Genomic DNA, 23756 nt, shown 5'->3' with positions numbered 1-23756 from the left:
AAGCCCCGTCAGCGCTTGGCCCGAAAACCGTCAGGCGGGCCATGTGGCCCCGCCCGATCAGAGCCATTCGCCCTTGATCATCTGACGATGCACCTGGCGCAGCCAGCTGTTGCCCTTAGCTTCAGGCTTCAACCCGCGACTGGTCAACAGGCGATAGCTGTCTTCATACCAATCGGTCGACTGAAAGTTATGCCCCAGAATCGCAGCTGCGGTTTGGGCTTCACTTTCAAGACCCAGCGACAGGTACGCTTCGACCAGACGATGCAGGGCTTCAGCCACATGGGTGGTGGTCTGGAACTGCTCGACCACGACGCGGAACCGGTTGATCGAGGCTGAATAGTGCTTGCGTTTCAGATAGTAGCGCCCAATTTCCATTTCCTTGGCCGCCAGATGGTCAAAGGCCAGGTCAAATTTCAGGATCGCGGACTTGGCGTATTCAGTGTCGGGGTACCGCTCGATCACGGTGCGCAAGGCCTGAAGCGCCTGATAGGTCAGGCCCTGATCGCGCCCGATCAAATCGATCTGGTCGTAATAGCTGATCGCCAGAATATACTGCGCATAAGCCGCATCTTCGTCACCCGGATAGGTGTCGATATAGCGCTGCGCCGTAGAGCGGGCCAACTCGTATTCTTTGTCTTTGTGGTGCGAGAACGCCTGCATAATCAGCGCGCGCTTGGCCCACTCGGAATAAGGGTAAAGACGCTCAACCTCGCCAAACCATTTGGCTGCGTCGTCAGGATCGCCACGCTCAAGATCATATTCGCCGCGCTTGAAGATTTCTTCTGCGCTCCATTGATCAATCGGGCGTTTTTCAACGCGAGAGCCAAAGATACCGCCCCCGGTGCCGTCGCCCCCGAATCCCGAGCTTCCGCCCAGACTTCCGAATCCCAAGCTTCCCGAGCCACCGCCGCAGCCTGTCAAAACCAAGCCGGATACCAGTGCAATACTAACGGATTTGCCCAATTTCACGCGGATCATAACCGGTGCTACCCCAACTGTTTTCTGCCGATAGAATAATTCCGACATCTTCCAGCGAGTCCTAGCACAGAAATTTTCAAGGCAAAATGGTTTGCACAGCAAAATTCAGCGATGTTGGAAGAGTTTATCCGAAAGCGACGACGTTTCGCCGGTGCTCCATGATCAGCACCGCAGGCTTCGCAGGATCGTGCAGTCACCGAGTGGTCCGATCAGGCCGTCATCGGCAGGTCGGAACGGCACACGCCCACACCGGGTAGCTTGCGCGCATCTTGGCCATCGCATTCTACCAGACGCCATGCGCCGGGGGTGTCGAACAGGGTACGCAGAAGCTTATTGGTCATGGCGTGACCCGCGCGGTGACCGATGTAACGGGCCCGCAGCGGAGCACCAGCAAGGGCCAGATCACCCAAGGCATCCAGCATCTTGTGACGTACAGCTTCGTCCGCGCGGCGCAGACCGCCGGGCGACAGAACCTGATTGCCATCGACGACGACTGCGTTTTCATAGGTGCCGCCAAGCGCCAGCCCTGCTTTATGCATTGCCTCTACATCCGCCTGTCGGCAGAAGGTACGGCAATCCGATAGCTCGCGCACGAAATTGCCGTTGGACATGTCCAAGCTCATCTCTTGCGTGCCGATGGCGGCGTCGGGAAACGAAATATGGAAATCGATCTGGAACCCATCCGACGGCTCCAAACGCGCCCACGCATCGCCATCGCGGTATTCTACGGGCTTCAGCACTTCGATCACGCGCACCGGCGCAGCCAGTTCGCGCTGTCCGGCTTTGATCAGCCCATCCACGAACCGGGCCGAGCTACCGTCCATAATGGGCACTTCGGAGCCGTCAATCTCGATCAGGGCATTGTGGATACCACAGCCTGCAAGGGCTGCCATGATGTGTTCGATGGTGCGGACTTCAACGCCCGCCTCGTTGCGGATCACCGTGCAGAGCGGCGACGGCACACCCGAGGCCCAATGAACCGAAATCAGGTTGTCGCGATCTTCGACGTCAGTGCGTTTGAACCAGATGCCATATTCAGCTGAGGCAGGTTGCACCTTCATGCGAACCGGGCGTCCGGAATGAAGTCCAGTGCCGTTGAAACTGACTGTGCTGGCTACAGTGGTTTGCACGTGACGCCTCTTTCTTAGCCTCGGTTCGAATGCGGAGACCTACCCTGTTGGTGGTTCCGCGGAAATACTTGCGCATGTGGGGCAGTTCGAAAATCACAACTATGGTTTTGCGTGATTTCGCCCTTGAATAAGTGCGCACCAATCATCTGTGACTGGTGGCACAGTGGGTAATCCCCCCAAAGGTTATTAACAATTCAAACCTCTGTAACCGATTGTAACATGACCTGTAACCTGCGCGAAAATCCGCGCATCCCAAATTCCATGCGCATAACCCATTGTTTTGTATATCCTTTCAAGAGCCATGAGTTTCCACGCAATGCCAACAGCCATCCCTCCAATTCCGGCGGTATTTCGCAAATGAACCATACACGAAAGTTAACAGACCGCCCGATCCGAGGCGACTCGCCCCCTTGAACACGAAAAAACCGCCGCGCATCTCTGCGCAGCGGTTTGATTTCTCAGAGGTGTGAACCGGTTCAGTTGGCCTGGCGGCGCAGGAACGCAGGGATTTCCACCTTGTCTTGCTCAGGGTCAGCAGCAGTTGCTTGATGCTGTACAGGCTGTTCGCTTTGCACCGGAGGCTGCGAGCGGGCCGTGCCATCAGCAGAACCCGAACCAGTCATGCGGTTGATCAGCGAGTTGATGCCAAAGCGGGCTTTTTCCTGCGGTGCAGCAGTTCCGACCTGCGGCGCGGGTGCAGGAGCTGCCGGCTGCGCCGGCTGACCTGCGCGCGGCTGGTTCTGCACGGCTGCTTGCAGGCGGGCCATCGCTTCGGGCGACGGGGTGCCAGGTGCGGCCGGTTTGGGCGCCACGAACTGCGCCACAGCAGGTTCCTCTACAAAGCGGGGATCCACGGCTTCTTCCTCGCGCGGCTGATAGACCGGCGGCGGCACATCGCCACCTGCGGTTTCAGCCGGGAAGCTGTTTTCATACTCGGCTTCGACCGGAGCAGCAGCTTCTACCGACTGTTCCATTTCACCAAAAAGCGACGGTTCAGCCGGGGCTTCAGCAACCTCTTCGGTTACAGGCGCAGGCGCTTCTACGTGGACCGGAGCGGCGTCGATTTCAGCAGCAGCGGCAACAGCAGCGGGTGCTTCCGCTTCCATCTTCTGCTCGACTTCGATCGGCGACTGCAGCGGTTGTGCCAACGAGCGACGCGGGACCGGGATGTCCAGCGGAACTTCCGACGCATCAATGCCGGTGGCCACAACGGACACGCGCATGCCACCTTCAAGGCTGTCATCCAGCGTCGAACCAACGATGATGTTGGCCTCGGGATCGACTTCTTCGCGGATACGGTTGGCTGCTTCGTCCAGTTCGAACAGGGTCAGGTCGTAGCCGCCGGTGATGTTGATCAACACACCCTTCGCGCCACGCAGGCTAATTTCGTCCAGAAGCGGGTTGGCGATGGCTTTCTCGGCTGCTTGAACCGCGCGATCTTCGCCGGTGCTTTCGCCGGTGCCCATCATCGCTTTGCCCATCTCGTCCATAACGGCACGAACATCAGCAAAGTCGAGGTTGATCAGACCGGGGCGAACCATCAGGTCCGTTACACCCTTAACACCTTGATACAGAACGTCATCTGCCATCGAGAACGCCTCGGTGAAGGTCGTCTTCTCGTTCGCCAGACGGAACAGGTTCTGGTTCGGAATGATGATCAGCGTGTCGACCATTTTCTGCAGGGCTTCGACACCGTCTTCCGCCTGCTTCATGCGCTTGGCGCCTTCGAACTGGAAGGGCTTGGTGACAACACCTACGGTCAGCACACCCAGCTCACGGGCGGCCTGTGCGATGATCGGGGCTGCGCCGGTGCCGGTGCCGCCGCCCATACCAGCGGTGATGAAGCACATATGTGCGCCCGCCAGATGGTCTACGATCTGTTCAATGCTTTCTTCAGCCGCTGCGGCACCCACCGTGGCACGGGCACCTGCGCCCAAGCCTTCGGTGACCTTCACACCCATCTGGATGCGGTCCGCTGCGCGCGAGTGCTGAAGCGCCTGCGCGTCGGTGTTTGCGACTACAAATTCTACGCCCTCGAGTTCCTTCTCGATCATGTTGTTGACGGCGTTGCCACCAGCACCGCCTACGCCAAACACCGTGATACGAGGTTTCAACTCTTCCTGACCGGGCATGGTAAGGTTCAAAGTCATGATTTTTCCGCCTGTATAGGTCTGTGCCGCTTCGATGTGCCCCGAAGGCGGCTGCTATGTTGTTATCCCGACTGAATCGCCGGTGACTGCCTCTTTTTTTCCATATTACCTCAAAACTGCATGGTTCGTCACGCCCTAAACAGGTGTTTCACCGCAAAATATTGAGGAAATATGAAGGTTTTAAGCAGGATTTCGCCGAAGACACAGCATATTGCGGTGCGGCGTGAGTCTCACCAATTGTCCTTGAACCACTTGAACGCCCGGCGGAAACTGCGCGCCGGATAGGTCTCGGCTGGCATTTCAAAATCCCACCACTCGTCCTGGGGATGGGCCGCAAACAGGCACAGCCCCACGGCCGAGGCGAACCCCGCCCCCGTCGCTGCCTGAGGTAGGCCCTGCACCCGAAGCGGGCGTCCGATACGCACATTCTGACCAAGGATTTTCGGGGCGAGCCCGTCCAGGCCCGGAATTTGGCTGCCGCCGCCCGTCAGAACGATGGACTGGCTGGGCAGATGATCAAACCCGGCGGCATCAAGACGCATCCGCACCTCTTCAAGAATTTCTTCCACGCGCGGACGCATGATACCAATCAACTCAGCGCGGCTGACGGTGCGGCGGTCGTGCTCCCAATCGCCGGTGTCGCCGCCAATCTCGATCATCTCGCGATCATCCATTCCGGTGGCGATGACGCCGCCATAGAAGGACTTGATCCGCTCGGCGGTCGACAGGGGCACATGAAGCCCTTTTGAGATGTCCGAGGTTACGTGATCCCCACCCAAACGGACGCTATCGGCATAAATCATGTGCTTTTTCATGAAGATAGAGATGCCAGTTGAACCACCACCTAAATCAATACAGGCGGCACCCAGCTCTTGTTCATCCTCGACCAGCGCGGAAATACCGGACACATAGGCCGAGCTTGCCAGTCCCGCGACCTCAAGATCGCAGCGCTTGATGCAGTAAAGCAGGTTCTGAATGACGGCGCTATCCACCGTCAGCACATGCATGTCCACTGCCAAACGGTTACCAATCTGCCCGCGCGGATCGCCAAGACCCGAGCGGTGATCCAGCGCGAAGTTCACCGGCTGCGCGTGCAGCACCTCGCGCCCGTCACCGATGTCGGGCATGTCACACGCGGCCAACACGCGGGCCACGTCGTCTTCTGCTACCGCGCGCCCATCGACGTCCACCGCCCCATCCAGACCATAGCTGCGCGGGTTTGCGCCAGAGAAGCAGGCAATCACGTGATCAACGCGAATGTTGGCCATTTTCTGGGCTGCCTGCACGGCGGTGCGAATGGCGCGCTCGGTCTCAGCCATGGCATCAATCTCGCCAAAACGTACCCCGCGCGAGCGGGTCGTTGCGGCACCGATCACACGAAAGGCACTTTGCCCAGCCAACGACCCTACCCCGTCGCTGTCGCGGAACTGCTCTGGCCCGTCAAAGCGTAGGACCAGGCACCCGACCTTGGCGCTGCCGATATCCAGAATGGCAATCACGCCGCGTTGCATGGCGGCTTCGCGCATGGCCCGCATGGCACGTTGCTGGCTGTAAATATCGGTCATTGGGAAACCTCTTCAATCTGAACCCCTTTAAGGCGGCGCAGCTCGTGCATGGCGGTGGTGCCAAGACGCAGCGTGGGACGCTGGGGATTTCTCATATCAATCACGCTTAGGTCGCGGCCAAACAGGTCTTGCGCCTGATGCAGGGCAATCACTTGTTCCAATGCGGCCACGGGATTTTCGGCAGGCAGTTGGATGCGCTGATCGCTTTTCAGGACGACATCCCAGCGGCGCTCGCCCACGCGGATCAGACCGCGCAGATCGCCGCGCAAGGGACTGGCAGTATCAAGAATGGCGCGCGCTTCGGGGACAGCCTCGGCCGCGCCCTTTCCGGTGATCAGCGGCAGATCAGACCGGGCCGAGCGGTCCAGCAGGCTCGCCACGCGATGACCGCCTGCGTCCAACATGTCGATCACGCCACTGTGGCGCCACAGGATTACCGGCTGACGTTCGGTCAGAGCGACCTCCAACACGCCACCCGGACGGATACGTAGATCGGCGTCCTCGATCACGTCCAATTTCATGATCTCGGCACGCATACGTTCCAGATCCAGATCAAAGCTCGAAATCGGGAAGTCGATGGGCAGGATCTGACGCACGGCACTGTCGACAACCGGCGTCGCACCTTCAACGGCCATGAGCTTGACCAAGAACTCGGGCCGTTCCTGAACCGAGCGTTTCACGTTGGTCAGCTTCTCGCCGATCGCATAACGGTTGGTGGGGTTGGACAGATACCAGCCCGTCGCCATCAGGATCGCAAAGACCGGCAGGCCGACGCGCAGGAAGGCGCGAAAGACCGGGGTCAGCCACAAGCGATGGGCCTTATAGGCAAGGCGCGAGGGCGCCGGGTCGCGGCGTTGCGTATCCGGTTTGCCCTGAGGTGCCGTCATCGGTTGCACGATGCGTCCTCCACCATCCAAGCGCAGAACTGCCCAAAGCTCATCCCCTGATGCGCGCCCTGTTCAGGTGCCAGAGAGGTCGGCGTCATGCCGGGCTGCGTGTTGGTTTCCAGAATGATCAGACCGTCCAACCCGCGCGCTTCGTCCCAGCGGAAATCGGTGCGGCTGACACCCCGACAACCCAGTGCCGCATGTGCGCGCAGGGCATAGTCAAGGCACGCGGCCTCGATCTCGGCGGGAATGTTGGCGGGGATCTCGTGGCGCGATCCACCTTCTGCGTATTTCGCGTCGTAGTCATACCAGCCGTCTGTGAAGATGTCGGTCACGCCAAGCGCGCGGTCGCCCATCACGGTGGTCGTCAGTTCGCGCCCCGGGGCATAGGTTTCCACCATCACCGTCTCAGGCATGGTTTCGGCCAATTTCGGCGGCGTGTTCGCGCCCTCTTGCACGATGTAAATCCCGACCGAGCTGCCCTCGTTATAGGGCTTCACCACGTAGGGTGGCTCCATCACGTGGCGGACCTGAACCTCGTCCTTATCGGCCAAAACAGAGGCAACCACGGGAAGACCTGCGGCGCGGAAGGTGTCCTTGGCGCGTTCTTTGTCCATCGCAAGCGAGGACGCCAGCACGCCCGAATGGGTATAGGGGATCTGCAGCCATTCCAGCAGGCCTTGCACGCAGCCATCTTCGCCCCAACGTCCATGCAGCGCGTTGAACACGACATCAGGGGCTTCGGCCTTCAGGCGCTCGGCCAAATCGGCGCCCGCGTCGATCTTCACGACCTCAAAGCCCTCGCCCGCCAGAGCTTTGGCGCATTCCTCGCCCGAGCTCAATGACACCTCGCGCTCGGCCGATGGACCGCCCATCAAAACCACAACTTTGCTGACGGATGAACCCGACATGCCTGTAATGCCTCGTACCCGGCCGCAACGCGGCCAAAATGCCCTGCCGTTTCCGGCGTTAATCCCGTGCAACCACGGTGTCTGTCATGAGGCGTACCGCCCCGAACCGAGATATCGCGCAATTTTCTGCGTCTGTTTTTCGGTTATCAGGGCCTGCCCGACCCCTCAATTTCCGGCCTTTTTGACCGTCATTTCCGCGTGTTACGCCCGGATTATTCTGCCGCCGGTTCGCCTACGCGCTTGATTTCCCATTGTAGCTCTATGCCACTGTGTTCGTAAACCTTTTTTCTGACCTCTTCGCCCAGTCCTTCAAGGTCGGCAGCGGTGGCGTCGCCCGTGTTTGTCAGGAAGTTCGAGTGCATCTGGTTCATCTGCGCCCCACCCCGCGTCGCGCCACGCATTCCGGCCTCGTCGATCACCTTCCAAGCCTTCAATTCATGGCTGTCATCCTCCCGGCCCGTTGAGCTGAAGCCCGCCGGATTGCGGAAAGTCGATCCAGCCGTGCGGTCTTTTGTGGGCTGAGTTTCGTCACGTTTGGCCAGCTGAGCCTCCATCCGCGCGGCAAGCTCCTCGGGATCGCCAGCGGGACCCTTCAGGACGGCTCTGGTCACAACCCACCCGTCCGGAAGCTCGCTTTGACGGTATTGGAATTGCAGATCATCGGCGGTCAGCATCACCCGTTCGCCGGTCCGCGTGACGGCCGTGGCAGATTGAAAAACATCAGCAATATAAGAGCCATAGCAGCCAGCATTCATGCGAACCGCGCCGCCAATTGCCCCCGGAATGGTGCGCAGGAAGGTCAGGTCAACGCCCTCGGCCGCGGCCTTCTTGGCAACCTGCGCATCCAGCGCCGCGACACCTGCCGTCACCATCTGGCCGTCAATTTCGACCCCGTTGAAGCCGCGCCCCATACGGATTACGACACCTCGGATGCCACCATCGCGCACGATCAGGTTCGATCCGACGCCCATGGGAAAGACCGGAATGTCGGCGTCCAGTTCCGATAGGAAATGCGCCAGATCGTTTTCGTCGGCGGGCATGAACAGCCAGTCCGCAGGGCCGCCCACGCGCAGCCATGTCAGCCCGGCCAGCTCTTTATCGGCCATCAGGCTGCCACGGATCTCGATTTCGTCAGGACGGGCCATATCTCACCTCTTGCGCAGCCAGCGGGTCAGGTAGATCACCGGCCAGCGCAGGATCGACATCGCGCCCAGCAGAACCAGCAGCCCCACCCACGGGCCGTTCTCGTAAATCACGTATCCCAATAGCGGAATGCCCACGGCAATCAAGACGTAAGCCACCCGCCAGTGATGATCGCGCGAGGGCGTCAGCGCGATGACCTGCGCCATGACCGCCCAAAGGCAGGCGAGGATCAGGGATAGCGTCATAGGCGTCCCGTCCATTTTCGGGCCAGGTACCAGAGCGGACGGCGGAACATGGACAGGAAAGCGGCCAGCCCCAGCGCAGCCCATACCCAACCATGGGTCGCTCCGATCCAGAGGATCAGGAACGGTGCCGAGATCAGCAGAATGATCCCCGGAGGGAACTGCATCCGCATTGGCAATAGCGCGACAATTGTTGCGGCAATGGCCCAGAGAGCGCCTGCGATCAAAGACGGGCTCAATGTGTGGCGCCTGTCAGGAAGGACGCGGCCAAGGCAGCCAAAGCGCCGATCAGGCCCAACCAAGGCACCCAGACGGCAGTTCGGAACGGGGCGTTGGGCTGCATCCGTTTCAAAGCGATCAGCGCGATGTTCACCACCGCGAACACGATCAACAGCACGGTCGAGGTGACATTCGCCAGCTCAGACACCGGCAAGGCCAGCGCGGCCCCGATCACCCCTGCCCCCAACAGCACCGTCGCCAAAGCGGGCGTGCCAAACCGGGGATGGGCGCGATAGAAGACCGACAGAAGCTTTTCCCGCCGTCCAAGGCCGAACAACACGCGGGCCGCCATCACGATCTGCGCGAGCACACCGTTTAGCGCAGCGATCACGGCGATGCCCCCAAGAACGGCAGGCGAGGCGCTGAAGCTGCTTTCCCACACCAACACCAAGGGACGACCCGAGCTTGCCAAAGCGTCCACCGGCACCGCACGCACTGCCGCGTAGGACACCAGCGCGTAGAGCAAGGTCGTGATGGCGAGGGCAATCAGAATGGCGCGGGGGACGGTGTGGGTTGGGTCTTTGGCCTCTTCGGCCATGTTCACCATGTCCTCGAACCCGATGAAAGCAAAGAAGGCCAAGGCTGCGGCGCCTGCAACACCGGGCCAATAGATCTCGGGCAGGTCGATCAGCACAGCGACCGGAGGTGCGGTGAACCCGGCATAGACCACCGCGATCAGGCCCAGAACCTCGATCACCGTGAAGATGGCGGCCAGCGACAGACTCTCCAAAACGCCCACAAGCGCCACGAGCGTCAAGGCAACGCCAATCCCGACAATGGCCCATTCGCTTGGAATATCGACCAAGGCGGTTAGGTAACCAACACCGCCTCGCAGAACCGCCGCGGCGGATACAGTACCAGCAAGCACGATCGCCAAACCGATCAGAACCGCCAAAAGGTGGCTGTTCAGGCCTTTCTCGACATAGGCCGCCTCGCCCGAGGCTTCGGGAATACGCGAGCTAAGCTCCGCGTAGCTGAGCGCCGATGGTGCCGCGATCAGCCCCGCCAGCAGAAACGCCAAAGGCGCCCAGACCCCAGCCTCGGCCGCCACTGCGCCGACCAGCACATAGATCCCCGCCCCGACCATGACGCCGACGCCATACATAGTCAGAAGACCAAGGCCGAGATTTCGCTTTAGAGGGGCGGGTTTCATCAAGTCACCTGTCGGCAAAACAATATCTTAAGGTGTCGCGCGGTTTTCAAACCATCACGAAACGAAGCCCTGTTCAAGCAAACCCTTGCGTAAAGAGGGCCTTACCCCAATCGCGCGGGCAGATTGTTCGCCCATGCGCTGATCGTGCCCGCGCCCAGACAGACCACCATGTCACCCGGTTCGGCGTGTTCTTTCACCAGTGCAGTCAGCGCATCTTCGTCAATGACCGCCATCGCGTGGCGGTGGCCGTGACGGACGAGTCCGGCGACCAGATCATCGCGGGACGCGCCTTCGATCGGGTCCTCGCCAGCTGCGAAAACCTCGGCGATGCCAACAACGTCTGCTTCGTTGAAGCAGGCGCAGAAGTCCTCGAACAGGTCATGCAGACGCGAATAGCGGTGGGGTTGGTGCACCGCGATCACCCGGCCTTCGGTCGCCTGACGGGCGGCTTTCAGGACGGCGGCGATTTCGACCGGGTGGTGGCCGTAATCGTCGATGATGGTAACGCCGTTCACCTCGCCCACTTTGGTGAAGCGACGGTTCACGCCGCCAAAGCTGGCAAGGGCTTCGCGGATCTCGTCGCGTTTCATGCCCAGATGGCGCGAGACCGCGACGGCTGACAGCGCGTTCGAGACGTTGTGGTCCCCCGGCATCGGCAGGGTGCAGCCTTCGATCTTGGTGCCTTCGTGGTTCAGCTCGATATCGAAATGCGCGACACCCGCCTTATAGGTCAGGTTCACCGCGCGCACGTCGGCCTGCGCATTGAAGCCATAGGTCACGACGCGACGGTCAGTGACTTTGCCGACCAGCGCCTGCACTTCGGGGTGGTCGGTGCAGCAAACGGCAAGTCCGTAAAACGGGATGTTCGACACGAAATCAAGGAAGCCTTGGCGCAGCGTGTCAAAGTCGCCCCAATGCTCCATATGCTCGGGGTCGATATTGGTCACGATGGCAATCGTGGCGGGCAGACGGTTGAAGGTGCCGTCGCTTTCGTCAGCCTCGACCACCATCCATTCGCCCTGCCCCATTCGTGCGTTCGAGCCATAGGCGTGGATGATGCCGCCATTGATCACGGTCGGGTCGATATGCCCATGCACCAGAAGCTCGGCCACCATTGTCGTGGTGGTGGTTTTGCCATGGGTGCCCGCAACGGCGATGTTCGATTTCAGGCGCATCAGCTCGGCCAGCATCTCAGCCCGGCGCACCACAGGCAAGCCACGGGCGCGGGCGGCGTCCAGCTCGGGATTGCCCGGCTTGATCGCGGACGAAATTACCACGACCTCGGCATGTTCAAGGTTCTCAGCGCGCTGGCCGACAAAGATCTCCGCCCCCAGATCCTTCAGACGATCAGTGATTTTCGAGGCCTTCAGGTCGGAGCCCTGCACCTGATAGCCATGGTTCAGCAGCACCTCGGCGATGCCCGACATACCAATCCCGCCAATGCCCACAAAGTGGATCTTGCCCATTTCAGTGGGAAGCTTGGTGGCTGCTGCGTTCATCTATTTATCCTTCGAATTCAATACTTAGGCCTGCGCGGCCAAATCCTCGACCAGCGCGACCAGCGCATCCGTCGCATCCGGGCGACCGTGGGCCAGTGCGGCGCGGGCCATTTGTTCAGCGCCCTCGGAGTTTTCCAAAACCAGTGCGACCTGTTCGGCCAGACTGTCAGGCGTCAACATGCTTTCAGGCATCAGGATTGCGGCACCTGCATCCACCAATCCGCGCGCGTTGGCGGTCTGGTGGTCATCCGTGGCAGTTGGTAGCGGGATTAGGATCGACGGGCGGCCAATGACCGAGATATCTGCGACCGACGAGGCCCCAGCCCGACTGATCACCAGCTGGGCTTCGGACATGCGGCGGGGAATGTCATTGAAGAAGCTTTGTACATCGGCTCGGATGCCGTGATCAGCGTAGAACGCGCTGACCCGCTCCATGTCCTCATCACGCGCCTGATGGCTAACCGAGATATGGCGGCGCAGATGATCCGGCAAGGCGGCCAATGCTGCAGGCACATGGTCAGACAAAGCCCGCGCGCCCTGCGAGCCGCCGATCACAAGGATGGACATGGGATAGTCGCCCGGCGCGATATAGCCCGCGCCCTGACGGGCCATGACAGCACCCCGGACCGGGTTGCCGGTATAGACGCCCTCGACACCTTCGGGCAGGTCGGTCGGCCATGTGCCACAGGCCACACGGGTCACGCGGGTTGAGAAAATCGTATTCACACGCCCCAACACGCCGTTTTGTTCGTGGATCATGCGGGGAAGGTTTAGCAGTTTGGCCGCGCCCAAGGCAGGGATCGACGGATAGCCTCCAAAGCCCACAACGGCTTTCGGACGGTCCCGACGCATTTTCATCACAGCGCCCAGAACGCCAGCCCCGATGCGGAAGGGCACCAGCGCTTTCGCCACGATGCCGCCGCGTTGGAAGGTCGCGGACGAGACTTGCTCGATCTCGACCACATGGGGGAAGCCGCCGGTATAGCGCGCACCGCGTGCATCAGTGGATAGCTTCACCCGCCAGCCTTTGCGCAGCATCGCTTCGGCTAAGGCCTGCGCGGGAAACATGTGGCCACCGGTTCCCCCGGCAGCAATCACAAGAAGCGGTTGTTCAGTCGTCATCGGCCCTGCCTGTTTGCAAATACGTCCTGCATCCGGCCCTGCGGCCGCGTGCGGGTAAAGGCCAAAAGCATGCCAAGTGCAATACCCCCGGCGATCAAAGACGAGCCGCCATAGCTGACAAACGGCAAGGTCATGCCTTTCGCGGGCAGAAGGCGCACCGCCACGCCCATGTTGATCAAAGCCTGCACGCCAAACATGGCGGCAAGGCCCGAGCCCGCCAGACGGATAAACGTGTTCCGCTCGCGGATCAGACGCAGGAAGCTGCGGACAACGATGGTGGCGTAAAGCGCGATGATGATCAGGACCAGAAGCAGGCCGTATTCCTCGGCGGCGACGGCGATGATGAAATCTGTGTGCGCGTCAGGCAGCGACCATTTCACCTGCCCCTCGCCCACGCCAACGCCAAAGAAGCCGCCCTCGCGGATAGCGTTGGTGGCATAGCCCAGCTGAGTTGTCGGATCGACCTCGGGATTCAGGAAGCCGTCAATGCGGCGCGCGAAGTGTTGCGAGTTGTGATAGGCGAAGGTGCCGCCCAAAACGACCAGACCGGCTGCGCCGACCAGAAGAAGGATCGGTGCGCCTGCCAGAAAATACATCACACCCCAGCCAAACAGGATAAGCGCCGACTGGCCAAAGTCCGGCTGCATCGCCAAGAACAGCACAATCACGGTGACCAGCCCCGCGGACATTGCGCGTCCAGGCGGGCCGTTGATCTCTTGGCTCGCGGCCATCAGCCACGCGGCGACGACCACGAAACCGGGCTTCAGGAACTCAGACGGTTGGACCGAGGCAAAGCCCAGCGAATACCAGCGCGTGGCGCCCTTGCCGAAATCAGTGCCCAGCACGGGAAGAAGCATTACGGCGACCATCGCCACCAGAAACCCAAGCACGCCCAGACGGCGCACCATCTGCGGGGTCATCAAGGTGAAGGCAAACATGGTGATCAGGGCGGCCATGCCAAAGACCATCTGGCGTTCAACATAGTGGAAATAATCCAGCCCGTTACGCTCGGCCAAGGGCGGCGAGGCCGCCAGCCCCAGAAGAATGCCGATACCGAAAAGGATCAGGATGCACGAGACCGACCACTTGTCGATCGTACGCCACCAACGGGGAAGAATGGGGTCGCCGCTTTGTGCGGGAACCGCGCCATACACCATTTCAGTCATGAATAACCGCCTGCTATCTATCTGTACCGCTCATAATATCCGGCCCATCCCTTTGCGGGTTTTTGGTGCCGGTGCCTGTGGCCCCGTCTTACGCGAGGTCTTGCCGCTAGAATAAGAGAGTTTCGCCAATATTTCCAGTGATTTTACATGGGCTGCACGGCCCGTCGGCGATCACCCGCTTGGTGCCTGGGCAGCGCGGGATTTCGAGCGGTCTTTGCCGAGATGCGCCTCGCGCCAGATGATCACCAGACCGGCAGAAATCACGATCCCAGCACCCAGTAGGGTTTGCGCGGTGGGCAAGTCTCCGAAGATGAGATAGCCAAAGGCAAGCGCAAAAATCATTGACGAATAGTCGAAGGGGGCAATCGTCGATGCCTCGGCATGGGTATAGGCGGTGGTCAGCATCAGCTGCCCGACACCACCCGCGAGCCCTGCGGCCAGCAGGAGCGCGAATTCCGGCCCCGTGGGCCAAACCCAGCCGAACGGCAAGGTCAGCAGCGACAGGACAATCGCGGTAAAGGATGCATAGATCACCACGGTCGAGGGCGGATCCACACCGACCAGTTTACGTACTAGGATCTTCGCGACCGCAATGAAACAGGCCGCGGACAACGCCAACATTGCCCCGAAGGCCCGCAGGTCATCACCCTCGCCCCAGCCCTGAAGCTGCGGCCACATGATGATCAAGACACCAAGCAGGCCTGCCAGCACCGCCCCTATCCGCACCGCGCGCACTTGCTCGCCCAGAAAAATCGCTGCAAGGATCACCGTGATGATCGGCGACGCGTAAAGGATCGCCGTGATGTCTGGCAGGGTGAGATACGCCACGGCGGTAAAGTTCAGCCCCATCGCCATGACGCCGACGGTACCCCGGCTGACATGCCCCCAAAGCTGTTGAGTGCGCAGGGCCGAATGCAACCGCCCCTCGTAAGCCAACCACGCGGCGATCACCGGCAGTGCAAAGACCGAGCGGAAGAAGACGATCTCGCCCGGGGGCAAATGGCCGGACGCAGCTTTGATCATGGCCTGCATGGACATGAAGAACGCTACCGATCCGAGCTTCAGAAGTATGCCGCGATTTGGGGTCATACCCCCGCATACGCGCTTGATCCGCGGGTGGAAAGCGAAACCGTTGTCCAGTTTTGGCGGACGGGTGTCGCGTTGTCTTGCCGCATCCTCCCCCGGGGGATAGACTTGCGACATGACACAGCCACACACCCATGCCAGTCACCCGAAAATCGCCGCCCGTCTAAAACGCGCCGATGGACATCTAAGGTCCGTGATCGAGATGATCGACCAAGGCCGCCCATGCGTCGAACTTGCCCAGCAATTACAAGCGGTTGAGAGCGCCATTCGCAACGCGAAACAAGCGCTGATTCACGACCATCTGGATCACTGTCTGGGGGACGAGACGTCGGCAGCAGTGGTCGAGCTGAAAGCCATCACCCGGTATTTGTGAGGCGCCGATGTTCGAGGTCCTTGGCAACCACACCTATCGCAACCTGTTTCTGGCGCAGGTCGTGGCCCTTATGGGCACGGGGCTCGCCACCGTCGCGCTAGGGCTTCTGGCCTATGATCTGGCGGGCGAAAATGCGGCGCTGGTTCTGGGCACGATTTTCACCATCAAGATGATCGCCTATGTGGGGCTGGCGCCGATTGCCAGCGCGATGGCGGACCGGGTGAACCGGCGTGCCCTTCTGGTCGTGTTGGACGTGATCCGCGCATCCGTGGTGCTCTGCCTGCCTTTCGCCACGACGCTGTGGCAGGTCTATGGGCTGATTTTCGTGCTGCAAGCGGCCTCGGCCGCGTTTACGCCGACCTTTCAGGCCACCATTCCCGAGGTGTTGCCAGATGAGGAGCACTACACCAAGGCACTGTCGCTGTCCCGGCTGGCCTTTGATCTTGAGAACATCCTGTCACCCACACTGGCCGCGCTGATCCTTGCGGTTGCCAGCTATAACAGCCTGTTTTTGGGCACGACGTTGGGCTTCCTGATCTCGGCCCTGATGGTGATGTCCGTACGCCTGCCCGACCCGAAACCTGCCGCACCGCGGGGCTTTTACGCGCGCACCACACTTGGCATCCGCATCTATCTGGCCACCCCGCGTCTGCGTGGGCTGCTGGGACTGAATCTTGCGGTGTCCAGCGCGGGTGCGATGGTGTTGGTGAACTCGGTCGTGTTGGTGCGCAGCCAGTTGGGGCTGGAGGAAAGCGCCCTCGCCTGGACCATGTTTGCTTTCGGATTGGGTAGCATGCTGGCGGCCATCGCCCTGCCCCGCATCCTGCACGTCACCCCAGAGCGCCCGCTGATGCTTGGCGGCGCGGGCCTGATGGCGGCTACCCTTCTGGGCCTTAGCACGGTGATCGCGGTCTGGGGGCTGAGTTGGCCCGCCCTACTGATCGCATGGGCCGTGATCGGATTGGGCTATTCCACGGTACTGACGCCCTCGGGCCGCCTCTTGGCGCGATCCGCCCATGCCGAGGACCGCCCGGCGATCTTTGCCGCCCAGTTCGCTCTGTCTCACGCCTGCTGGCTTCTGACCTATCCGCTGTCGGGCTGGCTGATGACCGCGTTTGGAACCATCCCCGCCTTGCTGATCCTCGCCACGCTCGCGCTCATTGGAATCATCGCAGCCCTGAGATTCTGGCCCGCAGATGACCCGGTCGAGGTTGCCCATACCCATGACAACCTGCCCTTGGATCATCCGCATCTAAAAGGGCATCGTCGCCACACCCATGCGCTGGTCATCGACGAGGCGCATCCGCAGTGGGACTCGCATTTCTAAGCCCAAACGCAAAACGCCCCCGAAATCGGGGGCGCTTCACATAAGTTCGTAAGTCTTACTGGATCATCGTCAAGAGCGTATCCAGCGACTGCTTCGCGTCACCATAGAACATGCGCGTGTTCTCTTTGAAGAACAGCGGGTTCTCGATGCCCGAGTAACCGGTACCCTGACCACGTTTCGACACGAAGACCTGTTTGGCTTTCCAGCATTCCAGAACCGGCATGCCGGCGATGGGGCTGTTGGGGTCTTCCTGTGCAGCAGGGTTCACGATGTCGTTCGAGCCGATGACGATGGCGACATCCGTTTCCGGGAAGTCGTCGTTGATCTCGTCCATTTCCAGCACGATGTCGTAGGGCACCTTGGCTTCCGCCAGCAGCACGTTCATGTGACCGGGCAGACGGCCAGCAACCGGGTGGATTGCAAAGCGAACGTTCTTGCCTTTGGCGCGCAGACGGCGGGTCAGCTCGGCCACGTTCTGCTGGGCTTGTGCCACTGCCATACCGTAACCGGGGATGATAACCACGCTGTCGGCTTCATCCAGTGCAGCCGCCACACCATCGGCGTCGATGGCGATCTGTTCGCCGTCGATTTCCATGGCCGGACCATCCGCGCCACCGCCAAAGCCACCAAGGATAACGCTGACGAACGAACGGTTCATCGCCTTACACATGATGTAGGACAGGATCGCACCCGACGAACCAACCAGCGCGCCCACAACGATCAGAAGGTCGTTGCCCAGCGAGAAGCCGATGGCCGCAGCCGCCCAGCCCGAGTAGCTGTTCAGCATCGATACAACCACCGGCATGTCGGCGCCGCCGATGCCCATGATCAGGTGATAGCCGATGAACAGCGCCGCGATGGTCAGGATGATCAGCGGCAGGAAGGCTGCCGTGTTCAGGTACCAGATCAGGCAGATGACCGAGAGCGCAGCCGCGCCGGCGTTCAGCATGTGACCACCCGGCAGCTTTTCAGCCGACGAGGTCACTTTGCCCGACAGTTTGCCATATGCGATAACCGACCCGGTGAAGGTTACGGCACCGATCCAGACGCCCAGCGACAGTTCGACCAACAGGATGTTGATCTCGACAGCCGATTTCTTGGCAATCAGCTGACCGAAGCTGCCCAGCTCTTTCACGGCATCTTTGCCGATGGCCAGAGCCTCGGCGGCGTTGCCGATTTCAAAGTGGGCGTTGAAGCCTACAAAGACAGCGGCCAGACCGACCAGCGCGTGCATACCTGCCACCAGTTCCGGCATCTGGGTCATCTCGACCTTCGATGCCAGCTGGTAGCCAATGACGCCACCCGCGGCGATCAGCGGGATCGACAGCCACCACAGACCAGCACCAGGGCCGATCAGGGTTGCAGCCACCGCCAGCGCCATGCCGACAATGCCATACCATACCGCGCGTTTCGCGCTTTCCTGTCCCGACAGACCGCCAAGGGAGAGGATGAACAGAACTGCTGCAACAACATATGCAGCCGTGGTGAAACCAAATTCCATGATCTCTACCCCCTTACGATTTCTGGAACATGGCGAGCATGCGCCGTGTCACGAGGAAGCCGCCGAAAATGTTGATCCCGGCCATAAAGACCGATGCGGCGGCAAGGATGATCACAAGGAACGATCCCGAGCCGATTTGCATCAGAGCCCCAAGGATGATGATCGACGAAATGGCGTTGGTCACAGCCATCAGCGGCGTGTGGAGCGAGTGGCTTACGTTCCAGATCACCTGGAAGCCCACAAACACAGCCAGAACGAACACGATGAAGTGCTGCATAAAGCTGGCAGGCGCATAAAGGCCGGCCAGCAGCATCAGCGCACCACCGACACCCAGCAGGGTCACCTGCTGTTTGGTCTGCGCCTTGAAGGCTGCCGCTTCCTGCGCTTTGATCTCTTCCGGTGTCAGTTCCGGCACCACTTCCTTGGGCTTGGCCGCAATGGCCTGCACCTTCGGGGGCGGCGGCGGGAACGTGATCTCGCCTTCATGGGTCACGGTCGCGCCACGGATCACGTCATCTTCCATGTCGTGATTGACCACGCCGTCCTTTTCAGGCGTCAGGTCGGTCATCATGTGACGGATGTTGTTGGCGTAAAGCGACGACGACTGCGCGGCCATGCGCGACGGGAAGTCGGTATAGCCGATGATGGTCACGCCATTTTCGGTCACGACCTTCTCGTCCATCACGGTGCCTTCGGCGTTGCCGCCTTTTTCGGCCGCAAGGTCAACAATGACCGAGCCCGGCTTCATCGCGTCAATCATATCCTTCAGCCACAGCTTTGGGGCTTCGCGGTTGGGGATCAGCGCGGTGGTGATGACGATGTCAACTTCGGGGGCCAGTTCGCGGAACTTGGCCAGCTGAGCTTCGCGGAATTCGGGGCTCGACACAGCGGCGTAACCACCGGTGGCGGCACCATCCTGTTGCTCTTCTTCGAAGTCCAGATAGACGAACTCGGCGCCCATCGATTCAACCTGCTCGGCCACTTCGGGGCGCACGTCGAACGCATAGGTGATCGCACCCAGCGAGGTCGAGGTACCAATGGCGGCCAGACCGGCAACACCAGCGCCGACAACCAGAACCTTGGCGGGCGGAACCTTACCAGCGGCGGTCACCTGACCGGTGAAGAAACGGCCAAAGTTGTTCCCGGCTTCGATCACGGCACGATAGCCTGCGATGTTTGCCATGGACGACAGAGCATCCATTTTCTGCGCGCGCGAAATACGCGGCACCATTTCCATCGCGATGACGCTTGCGCCGGACTTCTTGGCCTTCTCAAGTCCGTCCTCATTGCCACCCGGATTGAAGAAGCTGATCAGCGTCTTGTCCGCACTCAGGCGCTTCAGCTCGGTATCATTTGGCTGACGCACTTTCGCAATGATGTCTGCAGCTTTCCAAAGCGCGGCAGCGGTCTTTACGACCTCGACACCTGCTTCTTTATATACCGCATCCGAGAACCCTGCAGCCGCACCGGCCTTGGTCTCGATAACGCAGTCATAGCCCAGCTTTTGCAGCATCTTGGCGCTTTCCGGCGTCATTGCGACCCGGTTTTCGCCCTCAAATACTTCCTTGGGTACACCGATTTTCACAGTCTCTTCCTTCTCCCGTCGTGTGCCGAACGAGGGGTCATCCCTCGGCCCCGGCGGTTTCATGGCGCATTCTATACGCATCCGCTGCGCAAGAAGCTATCGTTTCGGCAGTCATTGCGACAATATTATTTCAATACGCGACAGCGCGTCGCGGCGCAATGCCGCTTTGCAGCAATTTATAGCCAGCGACGCACGGTCGCGGCCCAGTTTTTGAACTCATCACCAAATAAAGCGGTCAGTCCAGCCTCTTCTCCTATGATGAAGCGTGTTGTGATGATTCTTGTGAAGATGGGCACAAGGATCAATGCGGGCAGCACATCCCAGCGCAGAACCAGCCCGCCCAAGACCAGCGCATCGCCCAGATAGATCGGGTTGCGGGTCAGGCGGTAGATGCCGGACTGCAGGAACGCCGTCGGGGTCTGGCGGGGAATAATGGTGGTGCGTGCGCGCAGGAACTCCCACATGGCCAAACCCATCACGCCAATGCCCAATCCGACCAGCCCATTGCCCAGCCAGCGTGTCCACTCCAGCCCGAACCCAAGCCCGGGCACCATGCGATCCAGCCCGAAGGCCGCGGCGGCCATCGCGATCAACCAGATCGGGGGGAGATCAACAAGGCGGAGCAGTCGGGACATGATATCAGTTAAAAAGGGCAGCGTTCCTGCCCTTGTAACAATTCGTCAGATTTATGCAATGACCGACGCAATCAAAACTGATTGCGACATTGGTCTAATGCGTTTCGCCTCGTCACTGCCCCTCGCCAATGAGGCGAAACACCCGAGAGCTTGCGATCTTGCGGGTGTTTCGAGATCACGTTGCGGCCCAACTTAATCTCGAAACACTTTAATGCGCGGGCCTGATAAATGTACCGTTCCGCAGATCACTCATGGCTTGGCGCAGCTCGTCTTTCGTGTTCATGACAATAGGTCCATGCCACGCGACAGGCTCGCGGATCGGCGCGCCAGCGACAAGAAGGAAGCGCACGCCCTCGGGACCAGCCTGCACCCGCACGTCATCCCCTGCGCCAAAGCGGATCACGGTACGATTGCCTGACAGATCACGAATGTTGACCTCCTGCCCCATCACCTCTTTTTCCAGCAGAACACCCTGAGGTGCCGCCGCGTCGGCAAACGCCCCTGCCCCTTCAAAGACATAGGCAAAAGCCTGTCGCCGTGTATCAACCGGCAGGGTCTTGGTGACGCCCGCAGGCACGCTGACATCCAGATAGAGCGGATCGGCCGCGATCCCGTCGACCGGACCAGACCGGCCCCAGAAGTTGCCGACGATCACGCGCACTTTGCTGCCGTCGTCTTCTTCGATCACTGGGATCTCGACCGAGGGGACGTCCTGATAGTTGGGCGCGGTCATTTTCAAATCGCGCGGCAGGTTGGCCCACAATTGGAACCCGTGCATCTGCCCCTTCGTGTTCGCGTGAGGCATTTCCTGATGCATGATGCCAGACCCGGCGGTCATCCATTGAATGTCGCCCGCCCCCAACCGACCCTTGTTGCCAAGGCTGTCCTCGTGTTCGACCTCGCCAGCCAGAACATAGGTGATGGTTTCAATGCCGCGATGGGGATGCCACGGGAACCCCTTTTCGGACAGGCGGGGATCGTCGTTGCGGAAATCGTCAAACAGCAGGAACGGGTCATAGGCCTTGGGATCATGGAACCCAAAGGCGCGGTGCAGATGCACCCCGGCCCCTTCCAGCGTAGGCTTTGACTGATCCGCAGAGAGGACTGGACGAATGGACATGGGAACCTCGCTTCCTTGGCATTGTGTCTGCCTAGAAGCTAGTGATCCGCGCCCAATCGCACAACACGCACGACTGAACAGCAATGCGTTCAGAAATGCACAGACACACCCACGCCCTGCCCGACCGCCTCTTGCGACCACGAGGTCGGGCAATCTGTCGACGTGACTTTCCGGCACGGGAAATCAGCCCATTGACACGCGCAGCACACACATTCGCCCGCAGCATTAATTCCACTCATTCGTTTATAGGTTGTTTTTGGCAAATGGAAAACAGCACCCAGCATTTCACGACCATTCGGTCGGGTATGTTGGGGCTGGTACTTTGGTCAGTTCTTCATAACCTCTGTGTCGTAGTGTCGCAGTAGAAAACGATTCTGCGGCATCGCAGCAAAGCAATGCAAAACCTGTACAGAGGTACAAAATGTCCCTTACGAATGAGCCGAGTTTTCGAGAGTCCGTTGAACTGATGTTCAATCGGGCGGCGTCCCTGATGAATCTGCCCTCTGGCCTGGAAGAAAAGATCCGGGTCTGTAACGCGACCTACACGGTCCGTTTTGGCGTGCGTCTGCGGGGCGAGATCAAGACCTTTACCGGCTATCGCTCTGTCCATTCAGAGCATATGGAACCTGTGAAAGGTGGTATTCGCTATGCCATTTCTGTGGATCAGGACGAGGTCGAGGCGTTGGCCTCTCTGATGACCTTCAAATGCGCGTTGGTGGAAACCCCGTTTGGCGGCTCGAAAGGCGGGCTACGCATCGATCCGCGCGAGTATGAAGAGCATGAACTCGAGCTGATCACCCGTCGTTTCGCCTATGAGCTGGCCAAGCGTGACCTGATCAACCCGTCGCAAAACGTCCCTGCCCCCGACATGGGCACCGGCGAACGCGAGATGGCATGGATCGCGGACCAATATGCCCGCATGAACACCACCGACATCAACGCGCGCGCTTGTGTGACCGGCAAACCGCCCCACGCTGGCGGCATCGCGGGCCGGGTCGAAGCGACCGGCCGCGGCGTGCAATATGCCCTGCGCGAGTTTTTCCGCCATCCCGAAGACGTCAAGCTGGCCAAACTGGATGGCAAACTGAAAGACAAACGCATCGTCGTACAGGGGCTGGGCAATGTGGGCTATCACGCCGCCAAGTTTCTGGCGCACGAAGACGGCGCGCGGATCATCGGGGTCATCGAGCGTGATGGCGCCTTGTACGATGCCAACGGCTTGGATGTTGAGGCTGTCCACCAGTGGATTGCGGGCCATGGTGGCGTAAAGGGCTTTGCGGATGCACAATACGTTGAAAACGGTGCCGAGCTGCTGGAAATCGAGTGCGACATCCTGATCCCGGCCGCGCTTGAGGGCGTGATCAACCTGACCAACGCCGAGCGTGTTCAGGCCCCCCTGATCATCGAGGCCGCAAACGGCCCGATCACCTCGGGTGCTGACAAGGTGTTGCGCGACAAGGGGACAGTGATCATTCCTGACCTCTATGCCAACGCGGGCGGTGTGACCGTGTCCTATTTCGAGTGGGTCAAGAACCTAAGCCACATCCGCTTTGGCCGCATGCAGCGCCGCCAGGAAGAGGCGCGCCACCAGCTGGTCGTAGACGAGCTGGAGCGTCTGGACCGCTATCTGGGCGATGCCTGGTCAATGTCGCCCGCGTTCAAGGACAAGTATCTGCGCGGCGCGGACGAGCTGGAGCTGGTGCGCTCGGGTTTGGATGACACCATGCGCGTGGCCTATCAGTCCATGCGCGAGGTATGGCATTCACGCGAGGACGTCGATGACCTGCGAATGGCGGCCTTTATCGTGGCGATCGACCGTATCGCGGCCAGCTATCGTGCCAAAGGTCTATAGACTGGATAAATACAGAAGCGGCCACCCCAAGGGTGGCCGCATTCTTTTAATT

The 23756-nt window shown here is 60.2% G+C and carries 21 protein-coding genes; 3 read left to right on the top strand and 18 right to left on the bottom strand.

The window, feature by feature from the left end:
• Positions 1-57: 57 nt before the first annotated feature.
• The 14 genes from G0Q00_RS01280 to G0Q00_RS01215 form a co-directional block, all read right to left on the bottom strand.
• Positions 58-978, bottom strand: coding sequence for an outer membrane protein assembly factor BamD (locus tag G0Q00_RS01280; RefSeq protein WP_163035649.1), 921 nt, complete (start codon positions 976-978; stop codon positions 58-60).
• A gap of 209 nt (positions 979-1187) precedes the next feature.
• On the bottom strand, positions 1188-2108 hold the full coding sequence (lpxC, locus tag G0Q00_RS01275; protein WP_163035648.1) for a UDP-3-O-acyl-N-acetylglucosamine deacetylase: 921 nt from the start codon (positions 2106-2108) through the stop codon (positions 1188-1190).
• A gap of 476 nt (positions 2109-2584) precedes the next feature.
• The gene (gene ftsZ / locus G0Q00_RS01270; RefSeq protein WP_163035646.1) at positions 2585-4258 is read right to left on the bottom strand and encodes a cell division protein FtsZ; all 1674 of its coding nucleotides are present in this window, start codon (positions 4256-4258) and stop codon (positions 2585-2587) included.
• Between the two features lie 230 nt (positions 4259-4488).
• Positions 4489-5823 (bottom strand): cell division protein FtsA, encoded by a 1335-nt coding sequence (ftsA, locus tag G0Q00_RS01265; protein ID WP_163035644.1) that lies wholly within the window; start codon positions 5821-5823, stop codon positions 4489-4491.
• Positions 5820-6710, bottom strand: a complete 891-nt coding sequence (locus G0Q00_RS01260) for a cell division protein FtsQ/DivIB (RefSeq protein WP_203564918.1) — start codon at positions 6708-6710, stop codon at positions 5820-5822. Before G0Q00_RS01260 ends, ftsA begins: the two co-directional genes overlap by 4 nt.
• Positions 6707-7621 (bottom strand): D-alanine--D-alanine ligase, encoded by a 915-nt coding sequence (locus G0Q00_RS01255; protein WP_163035640.1) that lies wholly within the window; start codon positions 7619-7621, stop codon positions 6707-6709. Before G0Q00_RS01255 ends, G0Q00_RS01260 begins: the two co-directional genes overlap by 4 nt.
• Positions 7622-7833: 212 nt before the next feature.
• A complete protein-coding gene (murB, locus tag G0Q00_RS01250) occupies positions 7834-8766 on the bottom strand; it encodes a UDP-N-acetylmuramate dehydrogenase (RefSeq protein ID WP_163035638.1) in 933 nt (310 codons plus the stop codon).
• Between the two features lie 3 nt (positions 8767-8769).
• Positions 8770-9009 carry a DUF2484 family protein gene (locus tag G0Q00_RS01245; RefSeq protein ID WP_163035636.1) on the bottom strand — a complete coding sequence of 80 codons (240 nt, stop codon included), beginning with the start codon at positions 9007-9009 and terminating at the stop codon, positions 8770-8772.
• Positions 9006-9245 (bottom strand): DUF2484 family protein, encoded by a 240-nt coding sequence (locus G0Q00_RS01240; protein WP_163035634.1) that lies wholly within the window; start codon positions 9243-9245, stop codon positions 9006-9008. Before G0Q00_RS01240 ends, G0Q00_RS01245 begins: the two co-directional genes overlap by 4 nt.
• Positions 9242-10438: an APC family permease gene (locus G0Q00_RS01235; protein ID WP_163035632.1), complete on the bottom strand. Its 1197-nt coding sequence runs from the start codon at positions 10436-10438 to the stop codon at positions 9242-9244. Before G0Q00_RS01235 ends, G0Q00_RS01240 begins: the two co-directional genes overlap by 4 nt.
• Before the next feature lie 101 nt (positions 10439-10539).
• On the bottom strand, positions 10540-11937 hold the full coding sequence (gene murC, locus G0Q00_RS01230) for a UDP-N-acetylmuramate--L-alanine ligase (protein WP_163035630.1): 1398 nt from the start codon (positions 11935-11937) through the stop codon (positions 10540-10542).
• Positions 11938-11961: 24 nt separating this feature from the next.
• Positions 11962-13059, bottom strand: coding sequence for an undecaprenyldiphospho-muramoylpentapeptide beta-N-acetylglucosaminyltransferase (gene murG, locus G0Q00_RS01225; protein ID WP_163035628.1), 1098 nt, complete (start codon positions 13057-13059; stop codon positions 11962-11964).
• The gene (ftsW, locus tag G0Q00_RS01220) at positions 13056-14225 is read right to left on the bottom strand and encodes a putative lipid II flippase FtsW (RefSeq protein ID WP_163035626.1); all 1170 of its coding nucleotides are present in this window, start codon (positions 14223-14225) and stop codon (positions 13056-13058) included. Before ftsW ends, murG begins: the two co-directional genes overlap by 4 nt.
• A 171-nt stretch (positions 14226-14396) precedes the next feature.
• Complete coding sequence (locus G0Q00_RS01215) at positions 14397-15314, bottom strand: DMT family transporter (RefSeq protein ID WP_163035624.1); 918 nt, start codon at positions 15312-15314, stop codon at positions 14397-14399.
• Between the two features lie 112 nt (positions 15315-15426).
• Here G0Q00_RS01215 and G0Q00_RS01210 point away from each other — a divergent pair, with 112 nt between their 5' ends.
• Together G0Q00_RS01210 and G0Q00_RS01205 are read left to right on the top strand one after the other, a co-directional pair.
• Positions 15427-15684 (top strand): metal-sensing transcriptional repressor, encoded by a 258-nt coding sequence (locus tag G0Q00_RS01210; RefSeq protein ID WP_163035622.1) that lies wholly within the window; start codon positions 15427-15429, stop codon positions 15682-15684.
• A 7-nt stretch (positions 15685-15691) separates the two neighbouring features.
• Positions 15692-17011: an MFS transporter gene (locus G0Q00_RS01205; RefSeq protein ID WP_163035615.1), complete on the top strand. Its 1320-nt coding sequence runs from the start codon at positions 15692-15694 to the stop codon at positions 17009-17011.
• 55 nt (positions 17012-17066) lie between these two features.
• On the opposite strand, the gene G0Q00_RS01200 is transcribed toward G0Q00_RS01205, so the two are convergent.
• The 4 genes from G0Q00_RS01200 to G0Q00_RS01185 all read right to left on the bottom strand — a co-directional run bounded on the left by G0Q00_RS01200 (position 17067) and on the right by G0Q00_RS01185 (position 21852).
• On the bottom strand, positions 17067-18512 hold the full coding sequence (locus tag G0Q00_RS01200) for an NAD(P)(+) transhydrogenase (Re/Si-specific) subunit beta (RefSeq protein WP_163035613.1): 1446 nt from the start codon (positions 18510-18512) through the stop codon (positions 17067-17069).
• A 13-nt stretch (positions 18513-18525) separates the two neighbouring features.
• Positions 18526-20097 (bottom strand): Re/Si-specific NAD(P)(+) transhydrogenase subunit alpha, encoded by a 1572-nt coding sequence (locus G0Q00_RS01195; RefSeq protein ID WP_163035611.1) that lies wholly within the window; start codon positions 20095-20097, stop codon positions 18526-18528.
• A 176-nt stretch (positions 20098-20273) separates the two neighbouring features.
• Complete coding sequence (locus G0Q00_RS01190) at positions 20274-20732, bottom strand: isoprenylcysteine carboxylmethyltransferase family protein (RefSeq protein WP_163035609.1); 459 nt, start codon at positions 20730-20732, stop codon at positions 20274-20276.
• A gap of 208 nt (positions 20733-20940) precedes the next feature.
• Positions 20941-21852 (bottom strand): pirin family protein, encoded by a 912-nt coding sequence (locus tag G0Q00_RS01185; RefSeq protein ID WP_163035608.1) that lies wholly within the window; start codon positions 21850-21852, stop codon positions 20941-20943.
• 421 nt (positions 21853-22273) lie between these two features.
• Here G0Q00_RS01185 and G0Q00_RS01180 point away from each other — a divergent pair, with 421 nt between their 5' ends.
• Complete coding sequence (locus G0Q00_RS01180; RefSeq protein WP_163035606.1) at positions 22274-23704, top strand: Glu/Leu/Phe/Val dehydrogenase; 1431 nt, start codon at positions 22274-22276, stop codon at positions 23702-23704.
• Positions 23705-23756: the final 52 nt, after the last annotated feature.

The organism is Aliiroseovarius sp. PrR006 (genome assembly GCF_010500215.1).
In the GTDB taxonomy this organism is placed as follows: domain Bacteria; phylum Pseudomonadota; class Alphaproteobacteria; order Rhodobacterales; family Rhodobacteraceae; genus Aliiroseovarius.
The sequence above is the reverse complement of the archived record's forward strand: the minus strand, read 5'-3'. Positions and strand labels throughout refer to the sequence as shown.

Coding starts and splice junctions, on each gene's coding strand:
- G0Q00_RS01280 (WP_163035649.1), bottom strand. CDS start 978: ATGATCCGCGTGAAATTGGGCAAATCCGTTAGTATTGCACTGGTATCC.
- ftsZ (WP_163035646.1), bottom strand. CDS start 4,258: ATGACTTTGAACCTTACCATGCCCGGTCAGGAAGAGTTGAAACCTCGT.
- ftsA (WP_163035644.1), bottom strand. CDS start 5,823: ATGACCGATATTTACAGCCAGCAACGTGCCATGCGGGCCATGCGCGAA.
- G0Q00_RS01260 (WP_203564918.1), bottom strand. CDS start 6,710: ATGACGGCACCTCAGGGCAAACCGGATACGCAACGCCGCGACCCGGCG.
- G0Q00_RS01255 (WP_163035640.1), bottom strand. CDS start 7,621: ATGTCGGGTTCATCCGTCAGCAAAGTTGTGGTTTTGATGGGCGGTCCA.
- murB (WP_163035638.1), bottom strand. CDS start 8,766: ATGGCCCGTCCTGACGAAATCGAGATCCGTGGCAGCCTGATGGCCGAT.
- G0Q00_RS01245 (WP_163035636.1), bottom strand. CDS start 9,009: ATGACGCTATCCCTGATCCTCGCCTGCCTTTGGGCGGTCATGGCGCAG.
- G0Q00_RS01235 (WP_163035632.1), bottom strand. CDS start 10,438: ATGAAACCCGCCCCTCTAAAGCGAAATCTCGGCCTTGGTCTTCTGACT.
- murC (WP_163035630.1), bottom strand. CDS start 11,937: ATGAACGCAGCAGCCACCAAGCTTCCCACTGAAATGGGCAAGATCCAC.
- murG (WP_163035628.1), bottom strand. CDS start 13,059: ATGACGACTGAACAACCGCTTCTTGTGATTGCTGCCGGGGGAACCGGT.
- ftsW (WP_163035626.1), bottom strand. CDS start 14,225: ATGACTGAAATGGTGTATGGCGCGGTTCCCGCACAAAGCGGCGACCCC.
- G0Q00_RS01215 (WP_163035624.1), bottom strand. CDS start 15,314: ATGACCCCAAATCGCGGCATACTTCTGAAGCTCGGATCGGTAGCGTTC.
- G0Q00_RS01210 (WP_163035622.1), top strand. CDS start 15,427: ATGACACAGCCACACACCCATGCCAGTCACCCGAAAATCGCCGCCCGT.
- G0Q00_RS01205 (WP_163035615.1), top strand. CDS start 15,692: ATGTTCGAGGTCCTTGGCAACCACACCTATCGCAACCTGTTTCTGGCG.
- G0Q00_RS01200 (WP_163035613.1), bottom strand. CDS start 18,512: ATGGAATTTGGTTTCACCACGGCTGCATATGTTGTTGCAGCAGTTCTG.
- G0Q00_RS01190 (WP_163035609.1), bottom strand. CDS start 20,732: ATGTCCCGACTGCTCCGCCTTGTTGATCTCCCCCCGATCTGGTTGATC.
- G0Q00_RS01185 (WP_163035608.1), bottom strand. CDS start 21,852: ATGTCCATTCGTCCAGTCCTCTCTGCGGATCAGTCAAAGCCTACGCTG.
- G0Q00_RS01180 (WP_163035606.1), top strand. CDS start 22,274: ATGTCCCTTACGAATGAGCCGAGTTTTCGAGAGTCCGTTGAACTGATG.